Here is a 21882-nt window from a genome sequence, read left to right as displayed (position 1 = left end):
ATTATAGCATCGCCGCAGAGCAATTTACAGAAAGGGGGCTCCCTTGTATCACGTCAGGACAATGGCATAAGGTATCAGAGGTTCAGCCAAACTATAGATTGGTCGATTTCGCAGCTGCTGCTTCACTTCTCCCCCACGGGCGTTAATAGGTTGTTACAATGCCAACGCAGGCTACAAGAACTGGCTTGACACTGCGGCACACTCAGGAGGATTAACCCATGAATCGACGCAAACATCCCATTATGCCCGGAACCCTTCAATCTACTTATAATATGGAACTGGACTCATCCTTTGCTGCAAAAAAACGCCTCTTCCCACGCCGCCGCTTATGGCTGCTTGCTGCTGTGCTAGTGTTATGGTTAGCCGGTGTAATGATTTACCAGACCCATAAACCGTTGCCTCCGGGCCTTTCTTCTGAAAGCCCGGTGTACAAGGTTCAAAATGTGCACTTTTGGCATGATTTGACTTACCAGGGCGACAACGGGTCGCAGCACCGGGAAGAGCAGATCCTGCCGAGGATGCTGCAAATTATCGAAGAGTCGCGGGAGTTTCTGGTCGTTGACTTATTTCTGTTCAATGGGTATACCCATAAGGATCAGCAGTTTCCTGCGGTCAGCCGGGAGCTTTCCGATAAGCTTATCGCGCAGAAAATAGCGTACCCCGCTATGGATGTTGTCTTTATCACCGATGAGGTCAACACTAATTACGGCTCTGCCCCCAATCCTCTGCTGGAAGAGATGAAAGCCGCGGGAATCAAAGTCATTCTGACTGATGTAGACGCGCTGCGCGACTCCACTCCTGCCTACTCTGCCGTATGGCGGACCTTTATCCAGTGGTTTGGGCAGACCGGTACAGGCTGGATTCCTAATCTTATGGCCAGCGGAGGGCCTGATATCACAGCCCGCTCATATATGAAGCTGCTGAATGTAAAGGCCAATCACCGAAAAGTTGTAGTCAGCGAGAATACAGCTCTGGTATCCTCCGGCAATGTCCATGATGCCAGTGCTTATCATTCCAATATCGCACTGGAGGTAAGCGGTCCCGTTATCGCTGATATCCTGAAGACTGAGCAGGCCGCAGCAGACCTGTCCGGAGCAGGTCCGCTGCTTGGCAAAGACCCCATACTCACGGGGAGAGAAACTGCTGCAGGCGGTCCGCTGGAGGTACGATATTTAACCGAGGGCAAGGTAAACAAATACGCCCTTGAAGGAATCCGTGCGGCCCAGAAGGGCGACATCCTCTGGATGGGCATGTTCTATCTTGCCGACGACACCATTATTGATGCACTGCAGGAAGCATCCGCACGCGGCGCAGAGGTGCGCCTCCTGCTGGACCCGAACCAAAACGCCTTCGGCCGTGATAAAATCGGCATCCCGAACCGTCCGGTGGCCTGGGAACTGAACCGGCGTTCGGATGGCAACATTGCCATCCGCTGGTACAATACGGGCAAGGAGCAGTATCATACCAAACTCTTGTTCATTGCCAAAGCGACCGGCAACTCAATCGTCCTGGGCGGCTCCACCAACTTCACGGCCCGCAACCTGGACGACTACAATCTGGAGAATAATCTCTGGGTATCCGTGCCGCAGGATCAGCCGCTCTATGCGGAGATGGAGAGCTACTTCAACACACTTTGGAACAACGAGGGGGCGGAATACAGCCTGCCCTTGGAGGATTACCAAAGCGAGGTGACCTGGCTCAAATATATTATTTACCGTATGCAGACCCGCTTGGGTCTGACAACATTCTGATCTACAGAAACATCAAGCAGTTCCTGTTTCTTATATTTTCAAAAAAACGCCGGAAAGCTGCACTCAGCTTCTTCCGGCGTTTTTTTTACTTGTCCGTGATCATTCCGTACTCAGAGCAGCGGCGACATCAGCCGGGCTGCAGATTCCAGCATCCGCTCAAGGAGACGTTTATTCATGAAGGTCTCATGCACAATCTGGCGGGTAGACAGCAGATCCCGTTCAAAATCAGCAACGATCCGGGAGACGCTCTCTGTCTGCAGCAGCAGCGCATTGACCTCGAAGTTCAAGTGAAAGCTGCGCATGTCCATGTTTGCAGTACCAATTGTGGCTATCTCGCCATCGGTAATCAGCAGCTTGGAGTGAATGAAGCCCTTCTCGTATTCGTAGATCTTCACACCCGATTCCAGCAAGGCCGGGAAGTAGGAATGCGACGCCAGAAACGGCAGCCATTTATCCGGTTTGGCGGGGAACAGCAGCCGCACATCAAGTCCGGACATTGCCGCTACACGCAGTGCGGTCAAGATATCCTCATCCGGAATAAAGTACGGGCTGGCAATCCAGACCGATTTCTCGGCGGAGGTAATCATGGAGAAAAAGATATTCTTCAGCGCACGCCGTTCGTTATCCGGTCCGCTGGCAATAATCTGCACAGCTCCATCCCCGGCTGTGAACCGCAGCTGTGGCGAGAGATAGTCCTGCTCCAGTATTTTCTCACCCGTTGTATGCATCCAGTCCTGCAGGAAGATAATCTGCATCGTACGTACTGCCTCACCTCTAAGCAGCATGTGGGTATCGCGCCAGAAGCCGTACGTCTTGCTGCGGCTTAAGTATTCATCACCAACATTAAGCCCGCCCATAAATCCGACATCGCCGTCTATGACAACAATTTTGCGGTGATTCCGGTAATTAACCCTGCTGGAGAAAAAAGAGGTGGAATTGCCGTATGAGGCAACCTGTACTCCTGCATCGCTTAATTCCTTAAGAAACGCTTTGGAAAGCTGAATACTTCCTACGGCGTCGTACATAAATCTGACCGTAACCCCCGCACGGGCCTTCTCGATCAGAATCTGCTGAATACGGGTGCCGATATGGTCGGCCCGAAAAATATAATATTCCATATGAATATGATGCTGAGCCTGCCGCAGCTCCAGCAGCAGGGTGCCGAAGGTTTCTTCCCCATTGGTAAGAATCCGCGTTTCTGAATTAAAAGAAACCGGCGTCCGAGCGAGCCTTTGTGATAATCCCAGCAGCTTCTGGTGGGCAGGATCAAAGACCGACCAGTCCTGGTGCATGCGCAGGGCATCATTTTCAATCCGTTCATAAGCCATGAGGTCCCGCTGGGCCTTCTTATCATATTTACGCCGTTTGAACACATTTTGTCCGAACAGGAAATAAAAGACGAGTCCCACTACCGGAATCAGCGCAAGCAGCAGAATCCAGGCCATCGTTGTGGAGGGGTTGCGATTCTCCATAAAAATCCCTAGCCCGATCGAGATGACGGTCAACGTGGAGAAAATACTGATGATCGTACCGGCGGTACTTCCAAGTAAACCAAAACCAAAATAATAAAATGCCAGCAAAGCCCCGATAATGATTATCGCCTGCAATCCTCTTCTCATATGCAACCTACCTTCTCTTTCTTCCGTACATCACTAAAATGACACATTTATATATTACATGAATAATCTCTTTCTTCCTACTGGAATCGTCTGCAAAACACAAATTACAATAATAAGCTAGACTCTCCATACAGAAATTTGTATTACCGCAAAATATATAATATAATCGGCTTGACCTTTGAGTCATTTACAGAACCCAATAGTCAGGAAAGGAGTTATACCTCTTTGTGATTGACAAAAACGCAAACAAAAAAGAACAGATTATCAAAACAGCCATGCAGCTATTCGCTGTAAAAGGCTCATCCTCCACCTCCATGCAGGAAATTGCTGAACTATGCGGAATCTCCAAGGGCAGCCTGTACCTGGTGTTCAAGTCCAAGGAAGAGCTGGAACGCAGCATTTACATATATTGCTTCCGCATGATTCGTGATCCCCTGCAGCGCGAGGAATTGGAGAGCCGGAGAAGCCCACGGGAGAAGCTGCGCAACCAGGTCGAGATCCTGCTTAATCATGTATACGAGCTTCGCGAGTTTTTGCAGCGTCAAATTCAGGAATTTGCCGGAAAAGACGTAATGGAAGTGCCGGAATGGCTGCGCAAGAGCAACGCTCCCCTGCTGACCTGGTTCCAGAATAAACTGGAAACCCTGTACGGTCCCGATATTCTGGCTTACACAGGAGACCTAAGCCTGCTTGGGAGCGGGATGATCCACTCCTATATCCGGGTTATTTTCAATCAAGGGTCACCTGTATCAATCGCACGTATGGCCGACCATCTAGTGGATCTGCTGGACATCGTCGTCTCGGGCCTGCTCGCTGATAAGCCTGATCCACTGATCTCCTCTGCCTACCTCACACAGTGGCTCGAGGAACATGGGGACACCCCGCGCAAAAGTCCGCTGCAGCTGATTAAAGAAATGAAGGTCTTGCTAAGCGCTACTCCCGCCGTAGATACGCAAAGTCTGGAAGAAGGGCTTGAATCTCTGGGGATTCTGGAAAGTGAGATTCTCATGCCACATCCACGTAAGGCAATTGTCCGGGGAATGCTGGCCAACCTGCAGAGCTACCCTGCACTGGACAAGGAACTGCAGGATTTGAATAAGCTGATTTCTCCTTACATGCAGAACACATGCGGTTTATATTAGCCCTTAAGACCAAAGGAAGTGGAAACAGAGAGAGGAAGTCCGGATAGGCAGTACCAGTAAATTATAAATAGAGGCTTTCCATAGGAAAGTCCGAGAGGAGCAGAAACACTACTTATGAAAAACTTAATTAATTTCTCGCTTAAGAACAAATTCGCGATATGGCTGCTAACCATTATTATCGTATTCGCCGGTTTGTACAGCGGCCTGACCATGAAGCAGGAAACCCTGCCTAATATCAGTATTCCTTATCTCAGTGTAACAACGATTTATCCAGGTGCGGCACCGGAGGGTGTTGTGAATGATGTCAGCAAGCCGCTGGAGCAGAAACTCCGCAATGTGGATGGCGTCAAGATGATCACTTCCACCTCGCTCGAGAATGCTTCCAACATCCAAATCGAGTTTGATTACGGTGCGAATCTGGATAATGCCACAGCTGCCGTTCGTGAAGCCCTGAACGATGTCGCTCTGCCGGATGATGCCCAGAAGCCGACCATTTCCCGCTTCAGCCTTAGCTCATTGCCGGTTATCTCGCTCAGTCTGTCCGATGACAAATCCGGGGATCTGGAAGAGCTGACCCGCATCGCGGAGAACGATATCCGTCCTGCCCTGGAAGATATCGAAGGTGTTGCTTCCGTGCAGATTTCCGGACAATACGTCAAGGAAGTCTCCCTGAAATTCAACCAGGACAAACTGAAGCAATACGGGCTGACAGAGGATACCATTAAAGGCCTCGTTCAAGCCTCCTCTCTGCGTGTTCCGCTGGGACTATTCGAAATGGAGAAATCACAAAAGGCCGTTGTTGTAGACGGCAATATTACCACAGTAGACGATCTTAAGAATTTGACAATTCCGCTTGTGCCTTCAGCTGCGGGCGCACAAGCAGGTGCTGGTGGTGCTGCTAGTGCCGGCGGTGGTGCTGTTGCCGGTGGTGCTGGTGCAGCCAGTACTGGTACTGCTGGTACTGGTGCCGCTGGAACAGGCGCGGGCGCAGGTGCTGCAGTACCAACAGGCCTGCCGACGGTGAAGCTGGGTGAGCTTGCCTCCATTGAGGTTATCGGCAAGTCCGAATCCATCTCCCGTACCAACGGCAAAGAATCTATCGGGATTCAAATTGTTAAGTCCAATGACGCCAACACCGTTGAAGTTGTAAACAGCGTTAAAGATACAACGAAAGAATTGAAGCAACAGTATAAATCTATGGATCTTACGGTTCTGCTCGACCAAGGCAAGCCGATTGAGGATTCCGTAAACACTATGCTGTCCAAGGCAGTCTTTGGCGCTTTGTTCGCCGTACTGATCATTCTGCTGTTCCTGCGGAATATCCGTTCAACTATCATCTCGATCATTTCTATTCCCTTGTCGCTGCTTATCGCTGTTCTATGCCTGCGTCAAATGGATATCACGCTCAACATGATGACGCTAGGCGCGATGACCGTCGCCATCGGGCGGGTTGTCGATGACTCGATTGTCGTCATTGAGAATATATACCGGCGTATGACGTTGTCGGGTGAGAAGCTGCGCGGCCGGGAGCTGATAAGCGCGGCTACAAGCGAAATGTTCGTGCCGATTATGTCTTCTACAATTGTAACGATCGCCGTATTCCTTCCGCTTGCTTTTGTCAGCGGCATGGTGGGCGAACTGTTCCTGCCGTTTGCACTGACCATGGTATTCTCCCTGCTCGCTTCTCTGGTTGTGGCGATTACACTTGTGCCGGCACTGGCGCATACGCTGTTCCGTAACGGACTGAAGAAAGGCAAGAAAAACCATGAAGAGAAACCGGGCAAAATGGCTCTGGGTTATCAGAAGATTCTGAACTGGTGCCTTTCCCATAAGCTGGTTACTTTCGGGGTCGCGGTTCTGTTGCTGGTTGGCAGCTTGTTCCTGATCAAACCAATCGGGGTAAGCTTCATGCCTTCACAGGAAGATAAGAGTGTCATCATGACCTATGCACCTAAAGCCGGACAAACCGCTGAAGATGTCCAGGAACAAGGACTGAAGGCTGAGAAGTACATTCTGACCCAAGAGCATATCGACAACATGCAATACTCCATCGGTGGCGGTGGATTTATGGGAATGGGCTCCAGCAATTCAGGTCTCTTCTATATTACCTATGACAGTGATACTCCAGATTTCGACACAGTTAAGGAAAATCTGATTGAAGGGCTGACCAAAGAGGTGCCGGAAGGCGTGTGGGGCGATATGTCCGGCATGATGGGCGGAGGCCTTGGCGGCAATACGCTGACCGTGAATATTTTTGGCGACACCCTGGATCAGTTGGAACCGGTAGCCGATGAGATAGCAGGCATCGTGAATGCAGATACCGCTAATTTCAAGGATGGGGAAACCAGCCTTGCTGAAGGTTACGAACAATACACCGTGGTTGCCGATCAAGCGAAGCTAAGTTCGCTTGGCCTCACTGCCGGACAGATTGCCATGAAGCTGAGTCCGGTTAATGCCCGCCCTGTAATGACAGAGGTGGAAGTGGATGGCAAAAACTATAATGTCTATATTGAAGCCGACACTCATACGTACAGCAGTATTCAGGAAATGGAAGAGGCTACGCTAACCTCACCGCTGGGCTTTACAGTGCCGATCGGCGAAGTAGCGAAGATTGAGAACGGTACATCGCCGGACTCGATTACCCGCATTGACGGTAAAATGAGCGTTAATGTGACCGCTGAAATCATTGCTACCGATGTAAACAGCGCTTCAAATGACGTGAAGGAAAAGATCGAAGCCCTGGAGCTGCCTGACGGAGTTACCATCTCCTTCGGCGGCGTTACCGAACAAATCAATGAAACCTTCGGCCAGCTCGGACTTGCGATGGCGGCCGCTATTGCCATTGTATATTTTGTGCTTGTTGTTACTTTCGGCGGCGGTCTGGCACCGTTCGCGATCCTGTTCTCACTGCCATTCACTGTGATCGGAGCACTCGTCGCTCTGTTGCTGGCAGGAGAAACCCTGAACGTCTCTTCACTGATGGGGGCACTGATGCTGATCGGTATCGTCGTAACGAATGCGATCGTACTGATTGACCGGGTTATTCACAAGGAAAAAGAAGGAATGTCTACCCGTCAGGCACTGCTTGAAGCCGGAGGCACCCGCTTGCGTCCAATTCTAATGACGGCACTCGCCACGATCGGCGCTCTGCTGCCGCTGGTTACAGGACTTGAGAACAGTGCCGGCATTATCTCTAAAGGACTTGGTGTGACCGTTATTGGCGGTCTGATCAGCTCCACCCTGCTGACACTGGTCGTTGTACCTGTAGTCTATGAATTCCTGATGAAATTCCGCAGCAAAAAGGTTATTGAATAGAACTTAAGAACACTAACCAAAAGTTCATAAATAAGGCGCCTTTCCACAATTGGAAAGGCGCCTTTTGTTTGTGCTTAATATGAAAGTAAACATAGTCTATAGATAGCGGCCGGTTACCGTTACTTGGTCCAGGCTAAACCATGGCTGCCGCGCTGCTCTCCAGCGAAGACTTCCAGGCGCGCAGCATCTGCAGATCCTGCGGCAGAAATTCCTCCAGCATATGGCTGAGTCCCAGATATAAAGGACTGTCTGTAGCTGCATTCAGTCTTTCGCAGAATTGTGGTGTCCATCTCAGTAAGTGCTCTTCCAGGAAGTTCTCCTGGATTTCCAGCAATTCCATGGCACTTCTCACCGAGAAGCTGTTATACAGCATCCGTTCATGCAGCACGGCCATAAATTCCAGCTCAATAGCGATATGGTCATCGGCTTCGCCGCCGCATTTCTTGAACACTATCCCCGCCGAAGCGTACACATCGGAGAGCACGTTGCAGAATTCCTGCTCACGGCCCAACTGGGCAGCTTCACGCGGCAGTTCGTTCATCAGCCGCTTGTATTCGCGGTTCTCCTTCTCGCAGATCAGCGGAAGCTGGGCAGGCTCCTGGCTGCACAGATAACGCTTCAGCTCTCTTCCGCCCTCCGTCATTTCCGCCGCTACGCTCATTTGGCGGTTGCGGCTCCACTGGGCAACCAGCGAAAGCGTTGGTTTTCTCCCGTAAAAATCAACTAAAATCTGATATATTAATCCCCGGCTCTCCAGCCAGCGGCTAAATGCCTCCGGCACGACAAGTGATGGAACTGTTGTTATCGTCATTTTGCAAATCCTCCCTACTTGGTTTGACCGGATGCTGCACCCGTTGTTATTACCACGTGCATGCCCCGGTATCATAGCTGTGAGCTGCGCAAAAGTGAACATAGAATAGAGATGAATCTTTCACACCTAAATTATATCGAAATTGTAAAGCGCTTTCAGTGAGCATTTTATGACCATTCCCCGTAATTGTCGTACTATTGTCAAATTTAGACTTTGCCGTTCCTCTTTTGTCCCCTATTATTTAGGTTGTCCTTTTTGCCTGCCGTACAGCAGTTACTCCCCCGCAGAGCGTACGGAGAGAGAGCTAACAACGTATAGCACCATTGACGGCAGCGAAAGCAATCTTTAAAATTTAAATAAGATACACCAATGAAGGGAGCAACGCTATGGAACCGCTGACGGACCCTTTTGGACGTTTACATGACTATATCCGCATTTCGGTTACAGACCGCTGCAACCTGCGCTGCATTTATTGTATGCCGGCGGAAGGAATGCAATTCCAACCGCAGGACGAGATTATGAGCTATGAAGAAATTACCGCTGTGGTGGAGGCGCTGGCGCCCCTGGGTCTGAGTAAAGTCCGGCTGACCGGGGGAGAACCGCTGGTCCGCAAGGATCTGGAGAAGCTTGTCTCCATGATTTCCGCCATACCGGGTATTAAAGATATATCATTAACCACGAATGGTCTCATGCTGCCGGCTAAAGCTGCCCTGCTAAAACAGGCAGGCTTGTCGCGGGTGAATATCAGCCTCGATTCGCTCAAACAGGAGCGCTTCGCGATGATTACCCGCGGCGGAGATGTCGCCAAGGTGCTGAAGGGAATAGAAGCCGCTGAAGCGGCGGGGCTCTCCCCGATCAAGCTGAATGTTGTGCTGATGAAAGGCATCAATGATGATGAAATTAAGGATTTCATCTCGCTGACCCTGCACAGCCCGCTGAATGTGCGGTTCATCGAATATATGCCGATCGGCAGCGCAAGCGATTCCTGGCGCCAGACTTATTTGCCGCTGGAGACGGTCGTAGAAGCCTGTACCGAAGCAGGCTGGGCAACCGAGGAAGCGGAGTTGCCCTCGGGCAACGGCCCTTCGCAGAACCGGCGGGTGGTCGGAGCGCAGGGAACCTTCGGACTGATCCACCCGGTCAGCGAGCATTTCTGCGATAACTGCAACCGGCTGCGGCTCACTGCGGACGGTCATATCAAAGCCTGCCTGTATTGGGCGGATGAGTATAACGTACGGCCCCTGACCGCTGATCCGGCGGCGGTGCAAGCCCTGTTCCGCCAGGCGCTCGGCAACAAGCCGCATAACCATGAGATGGCGCTGGCGCTGGAGAAAAAGGCGCAGAGCCATACTCCGACGGTTCGCCGCATGTCGCAAATCGGCGGCTAGCCTTTATGATTGCAAGTCAAAACGGATACCCTGCAGGCAGCAGGGTATCCGTTTTTTCAGGAAAACAACTTACAGCAGCAGATTTGGAGCTAAAAGCTTACCCACAATTGAAAGCCCATATAGAGGGCAATTCCCCAGATCAGCACCGCCGAAGCCTTGTTCATCAGCCTGACCGCCTTGCCGGAGGAGTCGGCTTTCCCGAGCATTCTCCCTGCTGCCGCTAGTCCGATGAACCATACCCAGGATACCCCTGCGGCAGCTGCCGCGAACACCCAGCGTTCACTCCCGGCATATTGCAGTGCATTGGTGCCGATAACACCAACCGTGTCCATCAGAGCATGCGGATTCAGCAGGGATACCGACAAAGCATAACCCACCTGCCCTTTCAGCGATAGCCGTTTTGCTTCTCCTTTTGCCGGAGCGGCGGCCCATATTTTCCAGCCCATAAAACAAAGAAATAAGGTGCCCGCCCCCAAGACGACCGGCGTCAGCCAATCCAGTGAGAGCAGAACCAGCGACACCCCGCCGACAGCAGCAGCAATAAGCAGACTATCGCACAGGGCAGCCGTCAGAATAACGGGCAGGGCACCGCGAAACTGCGGATGCAGCGCCCCTTGGTTAAAGACGAATATATTTTGTACCCCCAGCGGTAAAATAAGCCCAAATGCCAATATTATTCCATGCACTATTGCTTCCGTCATCATCCGGCTCCTTCCAGCCTGCTGTCTATATCAAATCAACGTATGGCAGCAGCATACACGTCCTTCGCTGCACTATTGATCCTACTCCCCCTAACGGTTCAGGTAACCCTCCAAGTCCAGAGGATACTACCCAACCAAATTAAGAAGCCCGGACGAAGCGTGGTATACTCCAATTAACAAATCTCTTATTCCATCAGCATTTACACCCTATAAAAAGGAGCTAGTCCTTTGACGCGCCAACGCCGATCAGACCATCCACTTATAGCCTCACCCTCGGCAGTTCCCCCTGTCCAATCCGCTTCCCTTGATGATTCTGCAAGTTTAAGCGGCCATTGGAAGCCGGATCCCTCTTCACCGCTGCCGCTGCACAGACAAATCTCAGCCTATTTCATCAGCAAAATCTCCAGCGGCGCCTGGCCTCCCGGCATGCGGCTTATCCCGCAGCGCGAGCTATGCCGTCAGCTTGGCGTCAACCGCAGCACGGTTGTCACCGCGCTCGGGCAGCTCGCTGCACTCGGCTTGATCGAAGGCAGTCGGGGCGGAGGAACCCGGGTTGCCGCTTCAAGCAGGGCTGGAGCCTCCGGGCCGGATGCAGCGGCCCGCTCCACTGGAGCTGCGGGCCAGTTTGGCGGCAACTGGAATGACTACGTGGAGGAAGGCATCCACTACCCTAACCTGCCTGCGGTACAAGCCATCAACAGGCTTGAATATGAAGCGGGGCTGATCCGTCTCGGCACCGGTGAGCCTGCGCCCGGGCTGCTGCCCGGCGAGTCGATGCGCCAGGTGCTGCTCGAGCTGGCACAGAACCCGCTTCCGCCGCTCTCTTACGAGGAGCCGCTTGGCAGCCTTAGTCTTCGCAGAGCGGTCAGCCAGGAGCTGTCGAAGAACGGAATAGCGGCCGATCCGTCTTCCATCCTCATTACCTCGGGCGCGCTGCAGGGTCTGCAGCTCATTGCGCTGGGCCTGCTTCCGCGGGGCTCGACGGTGCTGCTGGAGAAGCCCTCCTACCTGTATTCCATCCACGCCTTCCAGTCGGCGGGGGTGAAATTCAGCGGCCTGCCAATGGACAAAGATGGCCTCTTACCGGATCAGCTGGCAACCGCAGCCATCCGTAGCAAGGCGGCCATGCTCTACACCATCCCTAGCTTCCATAATCCCACCGGAATTCTAATGGATGCGGGACGGCGGGACGCCTTAATGGACATTGCAGGCGGACTTGGACTGCCCATTCTCGAGGATGGGGCTTATCAGGATCTATGGCTGGATGATCGCCCGCCCAACCCCCTGAAAGCCCGGGACCGCGAGGGAAGAGTGCTCCACCTGGGCACGCTGTCGAAGGCGGCGAGCCCAGGCCTGCGCATCGGCTGGATTGTCGGCCCGGAGCCGGTAGTCCGCCGGCTGGCCGATATCAAGATGCAGACCGATTACGGCGCAAGCTCCCTGTCGCAGCTCGCCGCCGCGCGCTGGCTGGAAGGCGGTTATCATGAGCAGCATCTCATCCTGTTACGCGGAAAACTGCGGCGGCGGCGCGATTTCATGCTGCAGCTGCTTGATATCCATTTTGCGGGGCTGGCTTCCTGGAGCATTCCTTCCGGAGGTTTCTACATCTGGCTCTCCCTGAATGGAACTCTTTCGCTGCGCCGGCTCTTCAAGGCTGCACTACAGGCTGGAGTACTCCTGAATACAGGGGATCTGTATGACCGCAGCGACAGCAGACATCTCCGCCTGTCCTTCGCCTATGCCTCTGAGGATGAGATGGAGCACGGAATAGCAGCCTTGGCAAATATCACAATTAATCAAATGACATAAATTTAAATTTGTCATTTGTCATCTACCATGTTAAGCTGTACCTACTGAAGGGAGAATCCACCCGTGAACAAACCAAGCGCTTTTTTAAGCAAGACGGAAATATTGGACGCCGCTGAACAGACCTTGCGCAGGTTCGGCCCTGACAAAACCTCAGTGACCGATGTAGCCAAGCTGCTGGGCGTCAGCCATGGTACCTTGTACCGGCATTTTCCCAGCAAAGCGGCATTGCGGGAGGCTGTAACGGAAAGATGGCTGGACGAGTTGATTCTTGCCCCTCTGACAGAGATCGCGGCAGCTGCAGCAACCGGAAATGCTCTGGAGCAGCTAAGGAAATATGTCGCGAAGCTGATCGAGCTTAAACATCACTACGCCGAGCAGGACAGCGAAATGTTCAAGATGTATGCATCTGTTACGGAAGAAGCCTCCGAGCTCATTGACACTCATATTCAGCGGATTATCAGCCAGATGGGCAGTGTAATCGACAAAGGCATTCAGGAAGGCACGATTACGCCAACCGCCGTTACGGAGACGATTGCCCGTTCAATTTTTTACGCAACGGCCCGGTTCCACCATCCTTCCCATGCCTATGAATGGCATAGCGGGAGCATCGGACAGGAATTCGAACAGCTCTGGACAATACTTGCCAGAGGCCTCACGGCTGTCACCAGTTAAACCCGGTATCTTATACAAAACTAAGCAAATGCTTCCGAAGCCAGTTTTGTCCGGAGCAGAACCTTATGATGTGATGCTAACAAAACTAAGAAAATGCTTCCGAATCCAGTTTTGTCCGAAGCAGATTCTTATGAAGTAACGCTAACAAAACTTTAAGGAGGAACAATTCATGAATCAAAACCTGCAGGGTAAGGTAGCTATCATTACGGGGTCCTCTAGAGGGATCGGACGGAGCGTTGCGGAGAGATTGGCGGAGCAAGGGGCCGCTGTAATCATTAACTATTCCAGCAGTCCTAAACAAGCTGAGGCTGTGGTGCAGGGTATCCAGGAAAAAGGCGGAAAGGCAGCCGCCCTTCAGGCCGACATCAGCAAACCCGCGCAGATTGAGCAGTTGTTCAAGGATACCAAGGAGCTGTTCGGCAAGATTGATATCGTGGTCAACAACGCCGGAATCATGATAAACAGCCTCATCGGCGCAGCTACTGAGGAGGAATTCGACAAGCAGTTTGCCATCAATGTCAAAGGGACCTACTTCTCCTGCCAGCAGGCTTTCTTCCATCTGGAAGAGGGCGGCCGGGTCATTAATTTCTCCACCTCGGTCAATGGCCAAATGTTCCCGGCTTACAGCATCTATGCCGGAACGAAAGGTGCAGTAGAACAATTCACCCGCCAGCTCGCCAAGGAATTCGGGGCCAAAGGCATTACGATCAACGCAGTTGCGCCAGGGCCGGTTGCCACGGATTTATTCCTCGAAGGCAAATCCGAGGCACAGCTTGAAGGGCTGAAGAAAGCCAACGCTTTTGGCCGCCTGGGCCAGCCTGAGGATATTGCCGGAGCCGTCAGCTTCCTCGCCGGGGAAGAGTCCAAGTGGATTACCGGACAAACGCTGCGCGTAAACGGCGGATTTATTTAAGCCGCAATGGCAGGCTCACCGTACAAGCCGTCCCCTCACCGGGACGGCTTGTTACGTTTATCGTCCCGTTATGCAAATCTACGATTTTCTTCACCAGTGACAATCCCAGTCCGCTCCCGCCTCCGCTGGCGCTTCTCGCTTTATCGGCCTTGTAGAATCGTTCAAAGATGCGGGGCAGCTCCTCCTCGGCGATGCCTATGCCGCTGTCCCTGATTTCCACAATGGCTTGACCCTCTGCGTGATGCACGCGTATAGTGATATGCCCGCCCTCAGGGGTAAATTTGATACTGTTATGCAGCAGATTGGTCCATACCTGGCTCATCAGATCCTGCACAGCGTCCACCGAAACCTCCTCCAGCTCGGCTTCCAACTCAATCTCTTTATCCAGCCACTGCGGCTCCGAGGCCAGAATCATATCTTGCAGCTGTTTGTCCAGCCGGTATGACTTCACTTCAAACGGAAAGCTGCCCGCCTCCAATGCCGACAGCTTCAGCAGATTGTCGCTGAGCCCGGAGAGCCGGCTGCCCTCTGCTTCGATGATGTCCAGATAATGTCTCCGGTTGTCTGCACTAAGGCCCTCTTCCCGCAGCGCACGGGCGAACCCGCGAATCGAGGTCAGCGGCGACTGGATCTCATGTGAGACGTTGGAGATGAAATCCTGGCGCATAATCTCCATCCGGCCCAGCTCGCTGGCCATTTCATTAATCCCCTCCACGATTCCGCCAAACTGCCCGTAACGCTTGCTGTTTTCCAGCTCCACCTTGAAATTGCCTTTGGAAATTTGCCGCATTGCTGTCAGGATGGGAATATAGAAAGCTCTCTCATCCCCCCTGGCATGTCCGATAAGAGCTACGATACCGCCCACAACGAAAAAAATGAGAAACTGCAGCGCCATAACAAGCAGCCCCGATCCATAAGGGGACAGAGACCATTCAAAATGTCCCGACAGCAGCTTTACTCCGTAATATCCTCCATTCCAGGAAACATAGAGGGCAGCCATCAGTATCCCCATTCCAAGGATTTCTCTCACAATCCTGCCAATTCTTCTCATCCATTAACCACCTCCAGACGGTAGCCCAGCCCACGGATGGTACGGATATTGAAGCCATATTTTTCCCGGGGGAAACGTTCGCGCAGACGGCCCACATGCACATCCAGCGTCCGTTCATTGCCCCCAAAATCATAACCCCAGATTTCTTCAATCAGCCTGTCGCGCGTCAATGTCTGCCCGGGATAGCTTGCCAGCTTGAACAGCAGCTCGAATTCCTTCAGCGGCAGCGTGATTTCTCCAAACTCCGAGGAGGCTTCATAAGTCTTGCGGTTCATCCGCAAATTTCCGACGTTTACACTCTGTGCGGAGGAAATCTGGTACCGCTTCAGCAACGCTTTAACTCTGGCGATCAGCACCAGCGGTTCAAACGGCTTCACCAGATAATCGTCCGTACCCAGCTCGAATCCTTTAACAATTTGTGAGGTTTCCCCTTTGGCTGTCAACATCAGAATGGGAAAATCATAGCTTTCCCGCAGCGCGCGGCACAGCTCCCAGCCATCCATCTTGGGCATCATCACATCGATGATCGCCAGATCCACGCTGTTGTCCTCAAGCAGCCGCAGCGCCTCCACCCCATCGGAAGCGTCGTAGACCTCATCCATCCCCTCAGCTCTCAGAAACAGCTCCACCAATTCGCGGATGTGCGGATCGTCGTCCACTACCAGTATTTTGGCCATATTCTGCTGTAGCCTCCTCTTTGCCGCCCTCCAAAAGCTGCGGTGTGTTCATTTGCAGCTGCTGTTCCGCGAATTCCCGGTACAACTCGTGACTGCGCAGCAGCTCTTCGTGCGTTCCTTTGCCGGTGATCCGGCCTTTCTCTATAAAGATAATCTGATCCGCATTCACCACGGTTGCCAGTCTGTGGGCAATCACAATCGTGGTCCGGCCTTGCATAAGGTTCGATAACGCACTCTGCACCACTGCTTCGGATTGACTGTCGAGACTGGAGGTAGCTTCGTCCAGCATCAGAATCTTCGGATCACGCAGCAGCGCCCTCGCGATGGCAATCCGCTGGCGCTGTCCGCCGGACAGCTTCACGCCCCGTTCCCCCACATCCGTCTGATAGCCGTCAGGAAGCTCACGGATAAAGCCGTCGGCATAGGCCATGGCTGCAGCACGGCGCATCTCCTCCTCGCTGATCTTCCGGTCAAGCCCATAGCCGAGATTATCGGCAATCGTGCCGGAGAGCAGCGGGCTTTCCTGCGAGACATACCCGATCAGCTTGCGCCAGGAACGCAGGGAAAACACCGACACTGGCTTCCCGCCCAGCTTGATGACGCCATGCTGCGGTTCATAGAACCGTTCCAGCATTGAGAATAACGTCGTTTTGCCGCCTCCGCTTGGTCCGACAATCGCCGTAACCTGACCCGGCAGCATGGAGAAGCTGACCTTGTCCAGCACCTGCTCACCTGTTTTATAGCCAAAGCTTAAATCCTCTATTGCAATCGGTCCCTGCAATCCATCCGCTTCCTCTGCCCCTTCGTAAATCTCCTCTTGCGCAGCCAGTGTTTCAATGATCCGTTCCGAGGCACCTTTGGCCTTCTGCACCTGGGTGAAGAATTGGGTCAGCTGGGTGAGCGGCATCACGATCTGGATCAAATACAGAATAAAGGCTACCAATTCACCTGCAGTCAAGGCACCCGAGGACACCTGCATGCCGCCATAGCCGATAATGACGACCAGCAGCATCATGAACACAAACGAGACTAGCGGACTGATCATCGCACTGATTTTGCCCTCCCGGATGCCGAAGGACAGCAGATTCATAATTCCGGTCCGTCCGGCTTCATATTCCCTTTGCTCCGCGCCCGATGATTTCACCAGCCGGATTTCGGACAGCACACCGCTCAGTGTAGCGGTAAAGGACGCTGTTTCATCCTGAGTGCCCTTGGAGATTTTGTACATCTGCCGGCCCAGCGGCACCAGAATGAGTGCGGACAGCGGAAGCACCGTGAACAGCACCAGCGTCATTTTCCAGTTCAGATACAGCAGCACCGATATCGAACCGACGATGGAGATTACCCCGGTAAACAAGCTGGCTAAATGCTCGGAGATCAGCGTCTTGAGAATTCCGGTATCGTTCGTCATCCGGCTGACGCTTTCACCTGTGCGGTTATCATTGTAGTAGGCCACCGGCAGCACAAGAAATTTGCGCCACAGCCGGTCGCGCAGTCCCGCAACAATCTTCTGCCCTACGTAGTTCAGCAAATAAATGGAGACGCCTCCGGCAATCGTCTGGGCTACAAAAGCTCCGGCAATCCCCGCAATCTGCAGCTTGCTGATGGAGGCCAGCGAGAAGCCGTCCACCAGATTCTTGGTGAACATAGGAATGACCAGGCCCACCAGCGTCGATATCATACTAAGCCCTACCGCCAGAGCAAGCAGCCCGTAGGAGGGTTTCGTCTCATGCAGCAGCTTCAGAAACGGCTTCAAGGCCGCTCCCTGCTTCCGTGAAGATTTGGATTTATTCATAGAACTTCCTCTTTTCTGACGGATAGATCTCGGAGCTGTCCCGCTCCTGTCCGTCTTCCTCTCCACATTAACGCCGCTTTGTAAACTGAAGTTAAACGAAGGAAAAATTAGTGCTCTCAGCAAGGACCCTTGAACTGTGGCAGCAGCTTGACAGCAGCCAAATAATCATCCGTTGTATTCATATTGTACAAAGGGGAGGGCGCCGGCTGGCTAGGCGTAAAGCCGGATTCTGGAACATATAGAACGTCCAGCTTCTCCAGGCACTCCATGACTTTGAACCTTCCACCGCTCAGCGCTGCTTCCAGCGCCGGAAGTGTCCGCTTATGGTACAGCCCTAGCAGGGGCTGCGTCCGGCCGGAGGCGGACACCGGAACAGCGGCAGACGCGCCGAAACCGGCTCTATGACTCACTGTCTCGGGATACGCTGCCGCATGGCAGCTGAGTATGTACTGCAGAAATAACGCCGAAGCAAACGGCAGATCGCAAGCCGCCACCAGATTCCATTCCGTTGATGAATGGCTGAGCGCCGCATGAAGACCGGCCAGAGGGCCGCAGCCTTGATAATGGTCCGTAATCTGGGGAAGCTGCAAGAAGTCGTACTCCCTGCGCTCCCGGGGACCGCAGGCAATGACCGTACTTTCGGCGAGCTTGGCCAACTCGTCCGCCAGCCGGGCAATCACAGGTTCTCCGGCAAGTGTAAGCAGCGCTTTATCGCTGCCCATCCGCCTCGAAGCCCCCCCTGTCAGAATAATTCCCGTGTATTGTGTCATTTTTTCCTCCCGCTGAAATCTCCTGTTCTCTATGGGTATCGTATCAAACTTTACAGCGCGAAAACAGCAAGGCTGGCGTGTTATCACTTCAAATATTCTTTGCTGCAGGAAAGAAATGAAATTTATTACGCGGGCGAACTTTTTCAAAATTCGAAAAAATATAGACACTGGTTGATTTTGCGGAGGTCTGTGCTAGACTCTAAATTCAAGGCCTCCTAAGCGCCGGTTCCGGCAGCTGCCTAAGGATAAGCGAGGCTCATTCCATAAATGTTCACGTAAACATTGTGGAGATCTTATCTGCAAAAAGGAGTTATTCCATGAAACGTTACCTCGTAGACAGGCCGATCCAATCGAAGCTGTTAATCTGCTTTTTGCCCATTTTGGTCTTATCCGTCGTGCTGACCGGATTCTTCTCTTATCTTTCGTCCAGTCGGCAATTAAAAGAAAACGCTTTCTACGCCCTCGCCGACACCACTCATCAGACAGCCCTGTTCATGAACGACAAATTTCTCACAATCTTCGAACAGCTGGTGCGCCTGGAGGATAATGATGCCCTGCAGAGCATCCTTTCGGGAGAAGGCCAGGAGGCCGACCAGAACCGGTATGACGATCTCATAAAGCTGCACGACCAGCTTGACGATGTGTACCATTCCTATTTCCAGATGATCGATTCCATCTTCGTCGCGTTCAATAACGGAAGATCCTTCAACCTGCAGCAGGAATATGTCCCCCGGCAGGTCCATATTGATCTGAACGATTGGCTCAGACGCTATAATACCTCGCAGAAAGGCTACTATTGGCTGAACAGCCATAAGGATACGATCTTTGAGACGGTGGAGCAGCGGAGAGTTATGAGCAGCTTCAAAATGATCGGCACCGAACATTCCCCGGCCAGCGGCATTGTCCTTATTAATTTACGTGAAAGCTATTTTCTCGAGATTATGGAGAATGTAAAGATCAGTCCGGGCGGGACACTGATGCTGATCAGCCCGGAAGGCGAGCTGTACTCCAAGACCTTGGATGCCGAATATGAACTCAGCGGGGAAACCATTAACGCACTAAGAAACGGATCACAGGACAGCGGCAGCCTGACAGCCGACAGCAAGGCGGGCCGGAAAATGGCCATTGCCTACAATACCCTGCCGCTCAATCATTGGGTGCTTGCAGCGGTTGTGCCGGAGAAGGATATTCTGGAGGGAGCAACCCGCATCAAATACATCTCCCTGGTTCTGATCTTGTTTATCCTAATTGTGTTCATCGTGGCTGCCGCGGTTGTCGCCCGCAACCTCAGCAACCCGCTCCGCTACCTGTCCAAGCAGGTCAAACGCTTCGAGCGGGGAGACCTCGGCGTCAGCTTTGAGCTGGACCAGCATAATGAAATTGGCGTGTTGGCCCGCGGGCTCTCCGGCCTGGTGGCTTCGGTAGCCCAGCTGCTCGAGACAGTACGCAGTGAGCAGGAGAAGAAACGCCAGATCGAGCTGCAGGCTATGCAGGCCCAGATCCAGCCCCATTTTCTCTACAACACGCTAAGCTCCATCAAACATCTGATTGATATGAATGAGCGGCAGCGCGCTTCCACCATGGTCAGTGCATTGACCTCCTATTTCCGGATCAGCATCAGCAAAGGCCGTGAGATTATTCCGGTCCGTGAGGAGATGGAGCATGTGCGCAGCTATCTGATGATACTCAACATCCGGTACAGCCAGGAATTTGACTTCGAGATTAAAGTCGAAGACGAGCTGCTTGAGCTTCCCATTCTCAAGCTTACGCTGCAGCCGCTGGTGGAGAATGCCATTTACCATGGAATCAAAAATAAGCACGGCCACGGCTTCCTCTCCATTTCCGGCCGCCGTGAGGGGGATTATGCTGTCTTTAAAGTGTATGACAACGGGCACGGGATCAGCCGGGACAAGCTCTCCCAGCTCCGCGCCTCGCTGGAATCAGAGACGGTAGGACATGAAGCCATCACCTACGGGCTGTGGAACGCCCACCGCAGGATTGTCCTGCATTTCGGCAGCCGCTATGGATTAAAGCTCGACAGCGAAGAGGGCCTGTACACACAGGTAAAGGTGTACCTCCCTTATACAGGCGATACGAAAGGAGAACGATTATAATGCTGAAACTGCTGATTGTGGATGATGATAAATGGATCCGGGAAGGCATACGGGCCAATGTGAAATGGAGTACTGAAGACATCGAGGTGACCGGAACCGCCGCGAACGGGGAAGAGGGCTGGCTGCTTGTTCAGCAGCTCCGTCCGGATATCCTGCTGACCGATATTCAGATGCCCCTGCTGGACGGGCTCCAGCTGGCGGAGATGGTGAACAGGGCGTATCCGCTGACCCGGATTATTTTCCTGACCGGCTATGATGATTTCTCCTATGCCAAGAAAGCTCTCCACCTGCAGGCTTCCGACTACATTCTGAAATACGAGGACAATGATACCATCCTGAAGTCCGTGGCTGCAGCCGGGCGCAGTCTGCTGCAGGAGCTGCGGGAATCTGAGAAGGCTCAAAAAAGCCAAACCCTGATTGAAAACAAGTTCTTCTCCGATCTGCTGTCCGGTGTTCCCAGCATCGACTGGGCACGCCGCGAAATGGATCTCCTCGGCATCCGCTGGGAGGGGAACTACTTCCGGGTCGCGGTGATCCAGCCCGAAGATCTGCGGCGCTTCTCCCGGCCCGGCATTGAGGAGAACGCCGAGCTGCTGCTGTTCTCCATCCGCAATATAGGCGTTGAACAGTTCAGCGGCCGGGCTCCAAAGCCTTTTTTCGTCCATTACAATCACAGAATCAATATTCTCTTTAACCTGGAGAACCCGGGCGAGGCGGATCAACCGGACGGTTCCTTTGCCCAATTGCTGGAGGAGATGAGGAATACGATTGAGGCCTGTCTTAAAATTCCGGTAAGCATCGGTGTAGGCAGCGTGTGCGAAGGTTTCGCCCAGATCCCCTACTCCTACAATAAAGCCCTGACGGCTGCGCATATGAAGGATGTTGCCGGCGAACCCGGCCTGTTCTTCTGTGATGAAATGCGCCATTCACAGCATTCGCATCACATGCTGCTGAAGCAAATGGAGCAGTATATTATCAAACATTACGCTGATGAGAAGCTGAGTCTCGCGGCAATTGCCGGTGAAGTTCATATCTCACCATCGTACGTAAGTACTCTCTTCAAAAAATACAGAGAGATCAACGTAATCGAATATATCGCCGGCATCCGGATGGAAAAGGCGGCGGAGCTGCTGAAGCAGACAGATTACAAATCCTATGAAATTAGCGAAAAGGTAGGCTACCCTAATCCTCAATACTTCAGCGTGCTGTTCAAAAAGCACTTCGGCATGTCCCCTTCGGACTACCGTAAGGCTCAGCAGGGTTAAGCCGGCAGCCGCTAACTTATACGCAAACTGTTAAAGAAAACAAACAACCTTTGAAATATATCTTATTCAGCTGATCCGTTATCTGAATT

At 52.7% G+C, this 21882-nt stretch carries 16 protein-coding genes; 9 read left to right on the top strand and 7 right to left on the bottom strand.

Features of this window, described 5'->3' with window-relative positions; translation table 11 throughout:
* The first annotated feature begins 218 nt into the window (after positions 1-218).
* Positions 219-1751: a phospholipase D family protein gene (locus tag ACAN56_RS22175; protein WP_379145772.1), complete on the top strand. Its 1533-nt coding sequence runs from the start codon at positions 219-221 to the stop codon at positions 1749-1751.
* Positions 1752-1861: 110 nt separating this feature from the next.
* On the opposite strand, the gene cls is transcribed toward ACAN56_RS22175, so the two are convergent.
* The gene (gene cls / locus ACAN56_RS22170; protein ID WP_038597465.1) at positions 1862-3370 is read right to left on the bottom strand and encodes a cardiolipin synthase; all 1509 of its coding nucleotides are present in this window, start codon (positions 3368-3370) and stop codon (positions 1862-1864) included.
* Between the two features lie 227 nt (positions 3371-3597).
* On the opposite strand from cls, the gene ACAN56_RS22165 reads away from it, so the two are divergent.
* Together ACAN56_RS22165 and ACAN56_RS22160 are read left to right on the top strand one after the other, a co-directional pair.
* A complete protein-coding gene (locus ACAN56_RS22165) occupies positions 3598-4512 on the top strand; it encodes a TetR/AcrR family transcriptional regulator (RefSeq protein WP_379145771.1) in 915 nt (304 codons plus the stop codon).
* Positions 4513-4626: 114 nt separating this feature from the next.
* On the top strand, positions 4627-7827 hold the full coding sequence (locus tag ACAN56_RS22160; RefSeq protein ID WP_379145769.1) for an efflux RND transporter permease subunit: 3201 nt from the start codon (positions 4627-4629) through the stop codon (positions 7825-7827).
* A 133-nt stretch (positions 7828-7960) separates the two neighbouring features.
* Here ACAN56_RS22160 and ACAN56_RS22155 read toward each other — a convergent pair whose 3' ends face one another.
* Entirely contained in the window at positions 7961-8638 is a 678-nt protein-coding gene (locus ACAN56_RS22155) for a TorD/DmsD family molecular chaperone (RefSeq protein ID WP_038597471.1), read from the bottom strand.
* Positions 8639-9024: 386 nt separating this feature from the next.
* On the opposite strand from ACAN56_RS22155, the gene moaA reads away from it, so the two are divergent.
* Positions 9025-10026: a GTP 3',8-cyclase MoaA gene (gene moaA / locus ACAN56_RS22150; RefSeq protein ID WP_038597474.1), complete on the top strand. Its 1002-nt coding sequence runs from the start codon at positions 9025-9027 to the stop codon at positions 10024-10026.
* An 89-nt stretch (positions 10027-10115) separates the two neighbouring features.
* On the opposite strand, the gene ACAN56_RS22145 is transcribed toward moaA, so the two are convergent.
* Positions 10116-10727, bottom strand: a complete 612-nt coding sequence (locus tag ACAN56_RS22145) for a LysE/ArgO family amino acid transporter (RefSeq protein WP_038597477.1) — start codon at positions 10725-10727, stop codon at positions 10116-10118.
* Between the two features lie 228 nt (positions 10728-10955).
* On the opposite strand from ACAN56_RS22145, the gene ACAN56_RS22140 reads away from it, so the two are divergent.
* The 3 genes from ACAN56_RS22140 (at position 10956) to ACAN56_RS22130 (ending at position 14121) form a co-directional block, all read left to right on the top strand.
* A complete protein-coding gene (locus ACAN56_RS22140; RefSeq protein WP_379145768.1) occupies positions 10956-12536 on the top strand; it encodes an aminotransferase-like domain-containing protein in 1581 nt (526 codons plus the stop codon).
* Positions 12537-12599: 63 nt separating this feature from the next.
* Positions 12600-13208, top strand: a complete 609-nt coding sequence (locus ACAN56_RS22135) for a TetR/AcrR family transcriptional regulator (RefSeq protein ID WP_379145767.1) — start codon at positions 12600-12602, stop codon at positions 13206-13208.
* A 169-nt stretch (positions 13209-13377) separates the two neighbouring features.
* On the top strand, positions 13378-14121 hold the full coding sequence (locus tag ACAN56_RS22130) for an SDR family oxidoreductase (protein ID WP_038597483.1): 744 nt from the start codon (positions 13378-13380) through the stop codon (positions 14119-14121).
* Here ACAN56_RS22130 and ACAN56_RS22125 read toward each other — a convergent pair.
* The 4 genes from ACAN56_RS22125 to mobA all read right to left on the bottom strand — a co-directional run bounded on the left by ACAN56_RS22125 (position 14114) and on the right by mobA (position 18414).
* The gene (locus ACAN56_RS22125; RefSeq protein ID WP_076109677.1) at positions 14114-15172 is read right to left on the bottom strand and encodes a sensor histidine kinase; all 1059 of its coding nucleotides are present in this window, start codon (positions 15170-15172) and stop codon (positions 14114-14116) included. The two genes, ACAN56_RS22130 and ACAN56_RS22125, sit on opposite strands and share 8 nt — an antisense overlap.
* Positions 15169-15849: a response regulator transcription factor gene (locus ACAN56_RS22120; RefSeq protein WP_379145766.1), complete on the bottom strand. Its 681-nt coding sequence runs from the start codon at positions 15847-15849 to the stop codon at positions 15169-15171. The genes ACAN56_RS22125 and ACAN56_RS22120 overlap by 4 nt, the downstream gene beginning before the upstream one ends.
* On the bottom strand, positions 15779-17644 hold the full coding sequence (locus ACAN56_RS22115) for an ABC transporter ATP-binding protein (protein WP_038597492.1): 1866 nt from the start codon (positions 17642-17644) through the stop codon (positions 15779-15781). The genes ACAN56_RS22120 and ACAN56_RS22115 overlap by 71 nt, the downstream gene beginning before the upstream one ends.
* A gap of 116 nt (positions 17645-17760) precedes the next feature.
* Positions 17761-18414 (bottom strand): molybdenum cofactor guanylyltransferase, encoded by a 654-nt coding sequence (gene mobA / locus ACAN56_RS22110; RefSeq protein WP_052092357.1) that lies wholly within the window; start codon positions 18412-18414, stop codon positions 17761-17763.
* A gap of 317 nt (positions 18415-18731) precedes the next feature.
* On the opposite strand from mobA, the gene ACAN56_RS22105 reads away from it, so the two are divergent.
* Both ACAN56_RS22105 and ACAN56_RS22100 read left to right on the top strand, forming a co-directional pair.
* Entirely contained in the window at positions 18732-20528 is a 1797-nt protein-coding gene (locus ACAN56_RS22105) for a sensor histidine kinase (protein WP_379145765.1), read from the top strand.
* On the top strand, positions 20528-21793 hold the full coding sequence (locus ACAN56_RS22100; protein WP_038597498.1) for a response regulator: 1266 nt from the start codon (positions 20528-20530) through the stop codon (positions 21791-21793). Before ACAN56_RS22105 ends, ACAN56_RS22100 begins: the two co-directional genes overlap by 1 nt.
* The last annotated feature ends 89 nt before the right edge of the window (positions 21794-21882 follow it).

This window comes from Paenibacillus paludis (genome assembly GCF_042610515.1).
Taxonomy (GTDB): domain Bacteria; phylum Bacillota; class Bacilli; order Paenibacillales; family Paenibacillaceae; genus Paenibacillus_AQ.
The sequence above is the reverse complement of the archived record's forward strand: the minus strand, read 5'-3'. Positions and strand labels throughout refer to the sequence as shown.

Coding starts and splice junctions, on each gene's coding strand:
- ACAN56_RS22155 (WP_038597471.1), bottom strand. CDS start 8,638: ATGACGATAACAACAGTTCCATCACTTGTCGTGCCGGAGGCATTTAGC.
- ACAN56_RS22130 (WP_038597483.1), top strand. CDS start 13,378: ATGAATCAAAACCTGCAGGGTAAGGTAGCTATCATTACGGGGTCCTCT.
- ACAN56_RS22115 (WP_038597492.1), bottom strand. CDS start 17,644: ATGAATAAATCCAAATCTTCACGGAAGCAGGGAGCGGCCTTGAAGCCG.
- ACAN56_RS22125 (WP_076109677.1), bottom strand. CDS start 15,172: ATGAGAAGAATTGGCAGGATTGTGAGAGAAATCCTTGGAATGGGGATA.
- ACAN56_RS22120 (WP_379145766.1), bottom strand. CDS start 15,849: ATGGCCAAAATACTGGTAGTGGACGACGATCCGCACATCCGCGAATTG.
- cls (WP_038597465.1), bottom strand. CDS start 3,370: ATGAGAAGAGGATTGCAGGCGATAATCATTATCGGGGCTTTGCTGGCA.
- ACAN56_RS22160 (WP_379145769.1), top strand. CDS start 4,627: ATGAAAAACTTAATTAATTTCTCGCTTAAGAACAAATTCGCGATATGG.
- ACAN56_RS22145 (WP_038597477.1), bottom strand. CDS start 10,727: ATGACGGAAGCAATAGTGCATGGAATAATATTGGCATTTGGGCTTATT.
- ACAN56_RS22105 (WP_379145765.1), top strand. CDS start 18,732: ATGAAACGTTACCTCGTAGACAGGCCGATCCAATCGAAGCTGTTAATC.
- ACAN56_RS22100 (WP_038597498.1), top strand. CDS start 20,528: ATGCTGAAACTGCTGATTGTGGATGATGATAAATGGATCCGGGAAGGC.
- moaA (WP_038597474.1), top strand. CDS start 9,025: ATGGAACCGCTGACGGACCCTTTTGGACGTTTACATGACTATATCCGC.
- ACAN56_RS22175 (WP_379145772.1), top strand. CDS start 219: ATGAATCGACGCAAACATCCCATTATGCCCGGAACCCTTCAATCTACT.
- mobA (WP_052092357.1), bottom strand. CDS start 18,414: ATGACACAATACACGGGAATTATTCTGACAGGGGGGGCTTCGAGGCGG.